The following is a 13,167-nucleotide window of genomic DNA, read 5'->3' on the forward strand; positions in this document are numbered from 1 at the left end:
CGTTAAAAGGCACGTTCTATTTTTTTAAAGCATTTTTGCTTCTTTTCCTTCAAATAAACTAGTACTATGCATTGGCTGAGTCCTTGTATCTGGTTTAATATAGTGAAGGGCATTGTTGACAGCAGTCGGTGCTTCACCAAAACCTGTTGCAATCAGTTTTACTTTGCCATCATAATTACAGATATCACCAACGGCGTAAACACCAGGAATATTTGTCGACATATCTGAGTTGACTTCGATTGCGTTTCGACTAACATCTAAGCCCCAGTCTTTTAAATGACCTAACGATGAAGTAAAGCCGTAATTGATGATCAAAGAATCTAAATCAAGTTGTTCAAAATTATCGGCTTTTGTTTCCTTCAATTGAATGCCTTTGAAAGAGTTATTTTCTACTAACAGTTGGTCAATAACATAAGGGGTATAAATGGATACCTCTGAATTTTTCAAATTATCTACACTGTGTTCATGTCCACGAAACTCAGGACGGCGATGGATGATCGACACTTCCTCTGCAATAGGTTCTAACATCAAAGCCCAATCAATTGCAGAATCACCGCCACCAGCTATAGCAACCTTTTTTCCAGAAAATTTATTCATATCTGTAACGTAATAATGAACATGATCTCCTTCAAGTTCCGCTGCGCCATCAATCGTTAGACGTCGAGGTTGGAACGAACCATTTCCGATAGCGAAGATGACCGCTTTAGAATAGTGAACACCTTTTGAGGTTTCAATACGCAAGTAACCATCTTCTTGAACTAAATTTCTCACTTCTTCTTCTAAACAAGTTTCATGAGCAAATGGCGCGATTTGTTTCTCTAGATTTTCAATCAGCTCACTGGCTTTAATTGCGGGAAAACCGGGAACATCATAAATATATTTTTCAGGATAAAGCGTAGACAGCTGTCCGCCAAGCTGAGGCAAACTATCAATAATTTTAGTTTTCGCTTTACGAATCCCTGCATAAAAAGCAGCGAAAAGACCGACAGGGCCTGCGCCAACAATGGTTAGATCATAAATGTTTTTTGAATCAGACATCAAAATTTCCTCCAGTTTCTATAATAAAAAAGTTTTCATCTATATAAAATGAAACCAAAAATGCAGTATATCGTTTTTCACAAAATATCACTTGTAACAGAAAAAAGCAAGTGGGAGTTTGTGAAAAAAAGTTTCTCTTTAAAAAGTATCAAAGATAATGGAATTTTCAAGTGAAGTTGTTTATGATATTATAAGGAAGTAAAAATTAACGAGGAGGAAATAACTATGTCAGAATTTCCACAATTAGATTTAGCAAATGTAAAAGGCCCTAAAGCTGTGATAAAAACCAACCGCGGAGATATTACGGTTCAACTTTTCCCAGAACAGGCACCAAAAACAGTTGAAAATTTTGTTCAACTATCAAAAAAAGGCTATTACGATGGTGTGATTTTCCACCGTGTCATCCCTGATTTCATGATTCAAGGTGGCGATCCTACTGGAACAGGTATGGGTGGCGAAAGTATCTATGGTGAAAAATTTGAAGATGAATTTTCTAAAGATGTTTTCAATTTGCGTGGTGCGCTATCAATGGCAAATGCTGGACCAAACACTAACGGTAGCCAATTTTTTATCGTTAACAACCAAAATGTTCCAGCAAATATGTTAGGACAGCTAGAAGGTGCCGGTTTCCCAGCAGAAGTGATCGAAGCCTATAAAAAAGGCGGAACACCATGGTTGGATTTCCGTCATACAGTTTTTGGTCATGTGGTAGAAGGCATGGATGTTGTAGATGAAATTGGCGGAGTGCAAAAAGACGCTCAAGATCGACCAACATTTGATGTAGTCATCGATAAAGTAGAAATCAGCGAATAAAAGTATATTGATCAATTAAAAAAGTGAAGCTTAAACGATTATCAGTTTAGGCTTCACTTTTTTATCTTATTCAAAAGAATGCTTGATTCTACGCAAACCCTCTAAGAGTGTTTCTTTTGGACAAGCAACATTTAAGCGCATATGTTGTGTGCCGTTGGGACCGAAAGTGATGCCGGGATTCAGTACAACTTTTCCTTTATGAACTAGTTGGTTTTGTAGTTTTGCATCAGTTAAACCAAAAGCAGAAAAGTCTAACCAGATCAAGTAAGTACCTTCTGGCCGCATCATTTTGACTTCAGGAAGTTCTGTTTTTAAGAACTCACTAACCGTATCGATGTTTTCTGTTAGATAAACGAGTAATTCCTTTAACCAATTATCACCATTCTGATAAGCAGCCTCTGTTCCTACATAGCCGAAAATATTGATTTCATTCTGAAAATTACGTTCCTGTGCTTCAACGAACTGCTTGCGCAAAATAGGATTTTCAATGAAAATCATTGAGTTTTTAATACCGGCTAAGTTGAAGGTCTTGGTTGCAGCTGTCAATGTAATAGAGAAATCTTTGAATGTCGAATGAACATTCGCAAATGTTGTAAATACATGAGGAGCAAAAATCAAATCTTGATGGATCTCATCACTGATAACGAGTACATCATATTTTGCACATAATTTACCAAACGCTTCAAGCTCACTCTTTGTCCAAACACGTCCGCCTGGATTGTGAGGGTTACAAAGAATAAACAGGCGAACATTTTCAGCAACGATTTGTTTTTCCATTTCTTCGAGATTCATAACAAAGTGCCCTTGCTCTGTTAATAACTGGCTACGAATTAGTTTACGATTATTTTGTTCAACAACTTTAGCAAACGGCGGATAAACTGGATCGTGGATCAAAATAGCATCGCCAGGTTCAGAGTATGCTTGAATAGCTAAAGAGAGACTTGGCACAACACCACTATTAAAAAGAATCGCTTCTTTACTGATTGAATAATCGTGATGTCGTTTTTGCCAACTTTGAATGGCTTCATATAATGAATCGGGAGCTGGAGAGTAACCCAAAATACCTTGTTCCGCTGTTTTCTTTAAGGCATTTAGGACAGGTTTGTTCGCTTTGAAATCCATATCGGCTATCCACAAGGGCAACAAGCCATCTTCTCCATACGTATCTGTAATAGAATCCCATTTAGAACAATTTGTATTACGGCGGTCATAGACTGTATCAAATTCTACCATTCAAATCTTCCTTCCTATATGAAAATGTTTTTCGTTAAACAAGGCGTAACTATAGTATAATGGAGTTTCAATAAAATATGAACAAAAAGAATTAATAATATAATAGTAGAAATAAATTCATGCACTTTTTAAAGGAACATGATATCATTTTACATGAGAAAATCATTTTGATGGGAATAATGAAAAGAGGATAATAGTATGGAATACAAAATAGGGATGATCCTTGATGGAACAATTACAGGTCTACAACCTTATGGGGCTTTTGTTTCACTAAGTGATACGGTCCAAGGATTGATACACGTCTCAGAGGTACAAGCGGGCTACACCAAAAATATTCATAGTTTATTAACAGTCGGGCAAAAAGTCAAAGTCCAAGTAATCGATATAGATGAGTATTCAAAAAAAATCAGTTTGTCTTTAAGAACATTAGAGAGTCAAATACAGCAGCCAAACCATCGACGCAAAAGATATTTCACGAATAAAAATAAAAAAATTGGCTTTGAAACTTTGGAAAAAGAGCTTCCTATCTGGACTGATGAAGCAATGGATGCACTACTCGAGAAATAATTCTGTTTTTTTTCAGAAAATATGGTACAATTTTCCTAGTTTCTGAAAACAAAAATTAATTGAGGTGGATGTTTTGTCTAACAAAAAAGTCGCTGGTACTATTATGCTGAACCTGAATGATGGTTCGAAGAAGTTTCTTGTTCATCCAGTTGGTGAGTCAATGGCGTTTGTTACAGCAAAAGTTTCTGAAGATATGACGGGATTAGCGAGTATGTTGCAGGTTTTCAAAGAAGAAATTCAACTAGATGTTACTTCAATTAATTTAGTCGAGTTAACAAATGCGCATACAGATGCTGAAAATATGCCTTTATTTGTATTTGAAATGAATGAAGATCATGTAGTTCCTTCTATTGATAATAAATATGTATGGGAAAAACCATCTGAATTAAAAACTTTATTAGCTTCTTACGACATTGAAGGAGTCCCGATGTTTTAAAATTAAATAGATACATAAGAATAAGAGGACACTGCAACACTATACCTTTTATTCCAGATTAAATAGACGGGACAAAACTATATACTAGTTTTGTCCCGTCTATTTTTAAATAAAATATGATAGGAGATAACGACTATGAAATTAAAACAAGCGACAATAGAAGAAACTCAACTAGCCATGTCCTTATTGAAAGAAAGTGCTGAATGGCTGAAAGAAACAGGTAGTAATCAATGGTCAGATGTTTTACAAGGAGAAGATCGACATGGATTAGCGGATGCTGTTGCCAAAGGAGAAGTCTATTTCTTCTATAATAGTAAGAATCAATTGGTAGGAATGGCAGCTGCTTGGAAAACGCCGACTGAGTGGGATAAACTACTTTGGGAAAATATTGGATTCAATCAGTCCGCATGTTACCTTCATCGCATAATTGTTCGCCCAGCATACAGAGGGAAAGCTTATGGGCAAGAATTGTTGAGTTCGCTAAAACGAAAGTTTAGAGATGAAGTATCGGAGTTACGTCTAGATTGTTTAGCTAGTAATCAGAAGTTAATACAGTTCTATCGAGGAAATAGCTTCATTAACATTGGTAGTTCAAAAGATTTGAATGGAATTAAATTCGAACTATTTTCATATGGATTATAAAAAACAATCGTGATTAATTGGCATTTCGCTAAAAAAAATAGGACTAAATCAGTTTTGTCTCATAAAGACGAAAGTACGATGTATAATAATAAAATTAGATAAAAAACTTTTTAATTTCTTTCGAGAAAATGGTTGACCAATAAAGAAAAACTTGTTATATTATATCTTGTCGCAAGGCACTGAGGTAACACGCTGAACGACAAGAATAATATAACAGTCTAAGTTTGAAAAAAACTTTGACAATCAGCGAAATAGTTGTTGACAAATAACAACAGTCCTGATAAACTAGTGAAGTTGTCATCGGAAACAATGACGATTAACTAAAATAGAATAACAATTCAGGTTTAAAAAAACTTGAAAAAATCAGTAAGAAAGTTGTTGACAAACAGCGAGTAACCTGATAAAATAATGAAGTTGTCGCGAAACATTCGATAACATCAAGCAGAAAAAAACTTTGAAACTTTTCTAAAAAAGTGTTGACATCAAATCGAAGATTTGATATGATATAAAAGTTGCTGCGAGGTAACACAGTAGACCTTTGAAAACTGAACAAAGTAAGACGAACCAAATGTGTAGGTTGTTTTTACAACGGTAAAAACAAACAACAATTTTTAACAAAAGCGAAGCAATATGCTAGCAACCAAATGAGCTTAACAATCTTCGGATTGTGTTCAACTTTTATTATGAGAGTTTGATCCTGGCTCAGGACGAACGCTGGCGGCGTGCCTAATACATGCAAGTCGAACGCTTCTTTTCTACCGAGTGCTTGCACTCAATTGAAAAGAGGAGTGGCGGACGGGTGAGTAACACGTGGGTAACCTACCCATCAGAGGGGGATAACACTTGGAAACAGGTGCTAATACCGCATAATAGTAGACACCGCATGGTGTTGATTTGAAAGACGCTTTCGGGTGTCACTGATGGATGGACCCGCGGTGCATTAGCTAGTTGGTGAGGTAACGGCTCACCAAGGCCATGATGCATAGCCGACCTGAGAGGGTGATCGGCCACACTGGGACTGAGACACGGCCCAGACTCCTACGGGAGGCAGCAGTAGGGAATCTTCGGCAATGGACGAAAGTCTGACCGAGCAACGCCGCGTGAGTGAAGAAGGTTTTCGGATCGTAAAACTCTGTTGTTAGAGAAGAACAAGTAGGAGAGTAACTGCTCTTACCTTGACGGTATCTAACCAGAAAGCCACGGCTAACTACGTGCCAGCAGCCGCGGTAATACGTAGGTGGCAAGCGTTGTCCGGATTTATTGGGCGTAAAGCGAGCGCAGGCGGTTTCTTAAGTCTGATGTGAAAGCCCCCGGCTCAACCGGGGAGGGTCATTGGAAACTGGGAGACTTGAGTGCAGAAGAGGAGAGTGGAATTCCATGTGTAGCGGTGAAATGCGTAGATATATGGAGGAACACCAGTGGCGAAGGCGACTCTCTGGTCTGTAACTGACGCTGAGGCTCGAAAGCGTGGGGAGCAAACAGGATTAGATACCCTGGTAGTCCACGCCGTAAACGATGAGTGCTAAGTGTTGGAGGGTTTCCGCCCTTCAGTGCTGCAGCTAACGCATTAAGCACTCCGCCTGGGGAGTACGACCGCAAGGTTGAAACTCAAAGGAATTGACGGGGGCCCGCACAAGCGGTGGAGCATGTGGTTTAATTCGAAGCAACGCGAAGAACCTTACCAGGTCTTGACATCCTTTGACCACTCGAGAGATCGAGCTTTCCCTTCGGGGACAAAGTGACAGGTGGTGCATGGTTGTCGTCAGCTCGTGTCGTGAGATGTTGGGTTAAGTCCCGCAACGAGCGCAACCCCTATTGTTAGTTGCCATCATTTAGTTGGGCACTCTAGCGAGACTGCCGGTGACAAACCGGAGGAAGGTGGGGATGACGTCAAATCATCATGCCCCTTATGACCTGGGCTACACACGTGCTACAATGGGAAGTACAACGAGTCGCTAGGCCGCGAGGTCATGCAAATCTCTTAAAGCTTCTCTCAGTTCGGATTGTAGGCTGCAACTCGCCTACATGAAGCCGGAATCGCTAGTAATCGCGGATCAGCACGCCGCGGTGAATACGTTCCCGGGCCTTGTACACACCGCCCGTCACACCACGAAAGTTTGTAACACCCGAAGTCGGTGAGGTAACCCTTGTGGAGCCAGCCGCCTAAGGTGGGATAGATGATTGGGGTGAAGTCGTAACAAGGTAGCCGTATCGGAAGGTGCGGCTGGATCACCTCCTTTCTAAGGAATATTACGGAAACTTACACATTCGTCGATACTTTGTTCAGTTTTGAGAGGTTTACTCTCAAGTTAATAGTACCAAGGGGCCTTAGCTCACCTGGGAGAGCGCCTGCTTTGCACGCAGGAGGTAAGCGGTTCGATCCCGCTAGGCTCCATAGTAACCTTTTGGTTACTAATCTAATATTGTTCATTGAAAACTGGATATTGAAGTAAAAAAGTAATCAAAACAAACCGAGAACACCGCGTTGGATAGTAAATTTATTTATTGTTCGAAGCTTATTTTATTGGTAACGCCTCTATCGCTAGAGAAACGAACCAAACAATTGACCGTAAGGTCATAAGGTTAAGTGAATAAGGGCGCACGGTGGATGCCTTGGCATTAGGAGCCGATGAAGGACGGGACTAACACCGATATGCTTTGGGGAGCTGTAAGTGAGCTATGATCCAGAGATTTCCGAATGGGGAAACCCAACATCTTTTATAGGATGTTACTTTCCAGTGAATACATAGCTGGTTAGAGGTAGACGCAGAGAACTGAAACATCTAAGTACCTGCAGGAAGAGAAAGAAAATTCGATTCCCTGAGTAGCGGCGAGCGAAACGGGAAGAGCCCAAACCAACAAGCTTGCTTGTTGGGGTTGTAGGACTCCGATGTGGTAGTCTGTCAAGATAGTCGAAGAACCTGGAAAGGTTCGCCAAAGTGGGTAATAGCCCCGTAGACGAAATGTTGGCAACACCTAGGAGTATCCTGAGTACGGCGGAACACGAGAAATTCCGTCGGAATCCGCGGGGACCATCCCGCAAGGCTAAATACTCCCTAATGACCGATAGTGAACCAGTACCGTGAGGGAAAGGTGAAAAGCACCCCGGAAGGGGAGTGAAATAGATCCTGAAACCGTGTGCCTACAACAAGTCAAAGCCCGTTAATGGGTGATGGCGTGCCTTTTGTAGAATGAACCGGCGAGTTACGATTGCATGCGAGGTTAAGGTGAAGAGCCGGAGCCGCAGCGAAAGCGAGTCTGAATAGGGCGAATGAGTATGTAGTCGTAGACCCGAAACCATGTGATCTACCCATGGCCAGGTTGAAGGTGTGGTAAAACGCACTGGAGGACCGAACCCACGTACGTTGAAAAGTGCGGGGATGAGCTGTGGGTAGCGGAGAAATTCCAAACGAACTTGGAGATAGCTGGTTCTCTCCGAAATAGCTTTAGGGCTAGCCTCGGAATTAAGAATGATGGAGGTAGAGCACTGTTTGGACTAGGGGCCCATCTCGGGTTACCGAATTCAGATAAACTCCGAATGCCATTCATTTATATCCGGGAGTCAGACTGCGAGTGATAAGATCCGTAGTCGAAAGGGAAACAGCCCAGACCACCAGCTAAGGTCCCAAAATATATGTTAAGTGGAAAAGGATGTGGGGTTGCACAGACAACTAGGATGTTGGCTCAGAAGCAGCCACCATTTAAAGAGTGCGTAATAGCTCACTAGTCGAGTGACCCTGCGCCGAAAATGTACCGGGGCTAAACATATTACCGAAGCTGTGGATTACACCTCTGGTGTAATGGTAGGAGAGCGTTCTAAGGGCGTTGAAGGTCGATCGTGAGGACGGCTGGAGCGCTTAGAAGTGAGAATGCCGGTATGAGTAGCGAAAGACGGGTGAGAATCCCGTCCACCGTATGACTAAGGTTTCCTGGGGAAGGCTCGTCCGCCCAGGGTTAGTCGGGACCTAAGCCGAGGCCGAAAGGCGTAGGCGATGGACAACAGGTTGATATTCCTGTACCAGTTGTTTTTGTTTGAGCAATGGAGGGACGCAGGAGGCTAAGAAATGCATGCGACTGGAAGTGCATGTCCAAGCAGTAAGTCTTGAGTAGAGTCAAATGCTTTACTCTATACGGACAAGCTGTGATGGGGAGGGAAATAATAGTACCGAAGTTTCTGATGTCACACTGTCAAGAAAAGCTTCTAGTGAGAAAACAACTGCCCGTACCGTAAACCGACACAGGTAGTCGAGGAGAGTATCCTAAGGTGTGCGAGTGAACTCTCGTTAAGGAACTCGGCAAAATGACCCCGTAACTTCGGGAGAAGGGGTGCTGACTTCGGTCAGCCGCAGTGAATAGGCCCAAGCGACTGTTTATCAAAAACACAGGTCTCTGCAAAATCGAAAGATGAAGTATAGGGGCTGACGCCTGCCCGGTGCTGGAAGGTTAAGAGGATGGGTTAGCTTCGGCGAAGCTCAGAATTGAAGCCCCAGTAAACGGCGGCCGTAACTATAACGGTCCTAAGGTAGCGAAATTCCTTGTCGGGTAAGTTCCGACCCGCACGAAAGGCGTAACGATTTGGGCACTGTCTCAACGAGAGACTCGGTGAAATTTTAGTACCTGTGAAGATGCAGGTTACCCGCGACAGGACGGAAAGACCCCATGGAGCTTTACTGTAGCTTGATATTGAGTGTTTGTACCACATGTACAGGATAGGTAGGAGCCGATGAACCCGGAACGCTAGTTTCGGTGGAGGCGCTGGTGGGATACTACCCTTGTGTTATGAACCCTCTAACCCGCACCACTTATCGTGGTGGGAGACAGTGTCAGGTGGGCAGTTTGACTGGGGCGGTCGCCTCCTAAAGAGTAACGGAGGCGCCCAAAGGTTCCCTCAGAATGGTTGGAAATCATTCGTAGAGTGTAAAGGCAGAAGGGAGCTTGACTGCGAGACTTACAAGTCGAGCAGGGACGAAAGTCGGGCTTAGTGATCCGGTGGTTCCGCATGGAAGGGCCATCGCTCAACGGATAAAAGCTACCCTGGGGATAACAGGCTTATCTCCCCCAAGAGTCCACATCGACGGGGAGGTTTGGCACCTCGATGTCGGCTCGTCGCATCCTGGGGCTGTAGTCGGTCCCAAGGGTTGGGCTGTTCGCCCATTAAAGCGGCACGCGAGCTGGGTTCAGAACGTCGTGAGACAGTTCGGTCCCTATCCGTCGCGGGCGTTGGAAATTTGAGAGGAGCTGTCCTTAGTACGAGAGGACCGGGATGGACTTACCGCTGGTGTACCAGTTGTTCTGCCAAGGGCATTGCTGGGTAGCTATGTAGGGAAGGGATAAACGCTGAAAGCATCTAAGTGTGAAGCCCACCTCAAGATGAGATTTCCCATTTCTTTAAGAAAGTAAGACCCCTGAGAGATGATCAGGTAGATAGGTTGGAAGTGGAAGTGCAGTGATGTACGGAGCGGACCAATACTAATCGGTCGAGGACTTAACCTAAGAAACGAATAAAAAAGTGTTTAACCACGTTTTGATTACGTACTTCAATCCAGTTTTGAGTGAATAATCACTCAACTTAATAGTAACAACACCCAGTGTGGTGGCGATAGCGAGAAGGATACACCTGTTCCCATGCCGAACACAGAAGTTAAGCTTCTTAGCGCCGATTGTAGTGAAGGGTTTCCCTTTGTGAGAGTAGGACGTCGCCACGCTAGTTGTTATTCCGGCATAGCTCAGTTGGTAGTAGCGCATGACTGTTAATCATGATGTCGTAGGTTCGAGTCCTACTGCCGGAGTTAAAGAACGAAGACTTAATAAGTTTTCGTTCTTTTTTTATTTTATAGTAAAATAAATTTTATTATTTGATAGAATAAGCAAAAGATGAAATAATGATAGTAATAGGTAAAATTGATTATCTCTATCTAACAGTTTTGTCATGTAAAGGGTCTATTTTGTGCAAAAATGCCTTTCTTGGGCTATTTTTTGATATAATATTTGTAAGTGTGATCGAACTAAGACTTTAGATTGAGTGAGGACTCTTTAACCTATGTTATAATAATTTAAAGAAGCTAGGAGGGGCAACGTGAAGGTTTTATTATATTTTGAAGGTGAAAAAATATTAGCGAAGTCTGGAATAGGACGAGCGTTAGACCATCAGAAGCGGGCGCTCTCTGAAGTTGGGATAGAGTATACATTAGATGCTGATTGCACGGATTATGACATATTACATATTAATACTTATGGAATCAATAGCCATAGTATGGTAAATAAAGCAAGAAAACTGGGAAAAAAAGTTATTTATCATGCACATTCAACAGAGGAAGATTTTAGAAATTCATTTATTGGATCAAATCAGATATCTCCTCTAGTTAAAAAATATTTAGTTAGCTTATATTCTAAAGCAGATTATTTAATTACACCTACACCGTATTCAAAAGAATTATTAGAAGGATATGGAATAACAGTTCCAATTGCTTCAATTTCAAATGGAATCGACTTAAATCGATTTGAACGATCTGAAGAAAAAGAAGAAAAATTTAGAGAGTATTTTAAAATACAAGAAAATCAAAAAGTAATTATTTGTGTAGGTTTATATTTTGAAAGAAAAGGAATTGTTGATTTTGTTGAACTAGCTAGAAAATTTCCAGAATATCGTTTTATCTGGTTTGGCCATACGCCTATGTACTCGATTCCAAGAGCGATTAGAACAATTGTTAAAGAAGAACATCCGACAAATGTGGAATTTCCAGGTTATATTAAAGGTGATATCATCGAAGGGGCATATTCAGCTGCTAATCTCTTTTTCTTTCCTTCTTATGAGGAAACTGAGGGGATTGTCATATTAGAAGCTTTAGCCAGTGAGCAGCAAGTTTTGGTGAGAGATATTCCAGTATATAAAGGCTGGCTTGATAATAAAGTAAATTGTTATATGGGAAAGACAAATGAAGAATTTGCTTATTTAATCGAAGCACTCGTTGAGGATAAGATACCAAATACATGTCAAGCAGGTTATGAGGTTGCCAAGGAAAAGAGTATTGAGCGCATTGGACATGAATTAAAAGACGTTTATGAAAAAGTTCTAGGTAACAAATCTATAGAGCAAAATGAACAGGTACAGTAGGAAAATTAAAATTAATGGAGGGGAACAAAGTGAAATTTGGTTTCTTTACAGATACATATTTTCCCCAAGTTAGTGGGGTTGCAACGTCTATTAAGACACTTAAAGAAGAATTGGAACAAAAAGGACATCAAGTCTATATTTTTACAACTACAGATCCAAATGCAAAAGAGTTTGAAGAAGATGTTATTCGGATGCCTAGTGTTCCTTTTGTGTCATTCAAGGATCGACGAATTGTGGTACGCGGTATGTGGTATGCTTATTTAATTGCTAAAGAGTTAGACTTAGATTTGATTCATACTCACACAGAATTTGGTGCAGGATTATTAGGCAAAATGGTGGGAAAAAAGCTTAAAATACCCGTTATTCACACGTATCACACCATGTATGAGGATTACTTACATTATATCGCCAAAGGAAAAGTTGTACGTCCAACACATGTGAAGTATTTTTCTCGTTTCTTTGCAAATCATACAACAGGTGTGGTTTGTCCGAGTGAAAGAGTGATAGATAAATTAAAAGAATATGGTGTAACGTCACCGATGAGAATCATTCCGACAGGGATCGACATTAAAAAATTCGAAAGACCTGATATTACACTCGAAATGAAAAAAGCTCTTCGTAGTGAGTTAGGGTTAAATGATGATAATATCATGTTACTATCATTGAGCCGCATTTCATATGAAAAAAATATTCAAGCCATTGTCAGTGGTTTGCGAACCGTTTTTGAACGTTTCCCTAGTGCTCGTTTTGTTATTGTTGGGGATGGTCCTTACGTTGATAAACTTCGTTGCTTGGGTGAAGAGTTAGGGATAAGTGATAAAATTCAATTTATTGGAGAAGTACCGAATGAGCAGGTAGCTATTTATTATAAGGCAGCTGATTACTTCGTCAGTGCTTCAACTTCAGAGACACAAGGGCTGACCTACACTGAAGCGATGGCTTCTGGAGTTCCTTGCGTAGTTGAGGGGAATGCTTATTTAAATAATTTGTTTGATCATGAAAGTTTGGGCCGGACCTTTAAAACTGATGCGGACTTTGCGCCTGCTTTTATTGAGTATGTCGAATCAGGAATCAAATCAAATGAAGCGATTTTAAAGGAAAAGCTTTATGAAATATCAGCAACTCATTTTGGGAATGTAATGCTTGAATTTTATGAGGATATGATCAAATATTATGATCAACTTACTTTAGAGAAAGAAACTGCAGCATCTATCGAACGAATCAAAGTCAAATTTACATCTTTAAGAAAATAAATGTTAAAACTTCTATTCTTGGTTTATACTAAGAATAGAAGTTTTTTTATTAAAAATAGTAGGGGGATTAT

Annotated in this window: 8 protein-coding genes, 2 tRNA genes and 3 rRNA genes; 11 read left to right on the top strand and 2 right to left on the bottom strand. The window is 40.8% G+C overall.

The genetic code is table 11. The features are described from left to right. Positions 1-24: 24 nt before the first annotated feature. Positions 25-1,038, bottom strand: coding sequence for an NAD(P)/FAD-dependent oxidoreductase (locus IGL98_RS04185; protein ID WP_206842769.1), 1,014 nt, complete (start codon positions 1,036-1,038; stop codon positions 25-27). 225 nt (positions 1,039-1,263) lie between these two features. On the opposite strand from IGL98_RS04185, the gene IGL98_RS04190 reads away from it, so the two are divergent. Next, entirely contained in the window at positions 1,264-1,851 is a 588-nt protein-coding gene (locus tag IGL98_RS04190) for a peptidylprolyl isomerase (protein WP_206842770.1), read from the top strand. A gap of 66 nt (positions 1,852-1,917) precedes the next feature. On the opposite strand, the gene IGL98_RS04195 is transcribed toward IGL98_RS04190, so the two are convergent. Then, a complete protein-coding gene (locus IGL98_RS04195) occupies positions 1,918-3,084 on the bottom strand; it encodes a MalY/PatB family protein (RefSeq protein WP_206911760.1) in 1,167 nt (388 codons plus the stop codon). Between the two features lie 198 nt (positions 3,085-3,282). On the opposite strand from IGL98_RS04195, the gene IGL98_RS04200 reads away from it, so the two are divergent. The 10 genes from IGL98_RS04200 (at position 3,283) to IGL98_RS04245 (ending at position 13,096) form a co-directional block, all read left to right on the top strand. Further along, positions 3,283-3,651 (top strand): CvfD/Ygs/GSP13 family RNA-binding post-transcriptional regulator, encoded by a 369-nt coding sequence (locus IGL98_RS04200; protein ID WP_206842772.1) that lies wholly within the window; start codon positions 3,283-3,285, stop codon positions 3,649-3,651. Between the two features lie 64 nt (positions 3,652-3,715). Beyond that, positions 3,716-4,087: a hypothetical protein gene (locus IGL98_RS04205; protein WP_206842774.1), complete on the top strand. Its 372-nt coding sequence runs from the start codon at positions 3,716-3,718 to the stop codon at positions 4,085-4,087. Between the two features lie 135 nt (positions 4,088-4,222). Continuing rightward, positions 4,223-4,729 (top strand): GNAT family N-acetyltransferase, encoded by a 507-nt coding sequence (locus IGL98_RS04210; RefSeq protein WP_206842776.1) that lies wholly within the window; start codon positions 4,223-4,225, stop codon positions 4,727-4,729. A gap of 679 nt (positions 4,730-5,408) precedes the next feature. Then, positions 5,409-6,969, top strand: a 16S ribosomal RNA gene (locus IGL98_RS04215). 82 nt (positions 6,970-7,051) lie between these two features. Beyond that, positions 7,052-7,124: transfer RNA gene (locus IGL98_RS04220), tRNA-Ala, on the top strand. Between the two features lie 186 nt (positions 7,125-7,310). Next, a 23S ribosomal RNA gene (locus IGL98_RS04225) occupies positions 7,311-10,222 on the top strand. Between the two features lie 96 nt (positions 10,223-10,318). Further along, positions 10,319-10,434: ribosomal RNA gene (rrf, locus tag IGL98_RS04230) — 5S ribosomal RNA — on the top strand. The 16S, 23S and 5S rRNA genes sit together here with 2 tRNA genes alongside, the layout of an rRNA operon. A 10-nt stretch (positions 10,435-10,444) precedes the next feature. Beyond that, positions 10,445-10,518 (top strand) — tRNA-Asn (locus IGL98_RS04235). A gap of 287 nt (positions 10,519-10,805) precedes the next feature. Continuing rightward, the gene (gene bgsA, locus IGL98_RS04240) at positions 10,806-11,843 is read left to right on the top strand and encodes a glycosyltransferase (protein WP_206846843.1); all 1,038 of its coding nucleotides are present in this window, start codon (positions 10,806-10,808) and stop codon (positions 11,841-11,843) included. Between the two features lie 29 nt (positions 11,844-11,872). Next, a complete protein-coding gene (locus tag IGL98_RS04245) occupies positions 11,873-13,096 on the top strand; it encodes a glycosyltransferase (RefSeq protein WP_206846844.1) in 1,224 nt (407 codons plus the stop codon). Positions 13,097-13,167: the final 71 nt, after the last annotated feature.

Origin of the sequence: Enterococcus sp. DIV0840 (genome assembly GCF_050527835.1) — a bacterium.
GTDB lineage: Bacteria > Bacillota > Bacilli > Lactobacillales > Enterococcaceae > Enterococcus_L > Enterococcus_L ureasiticus.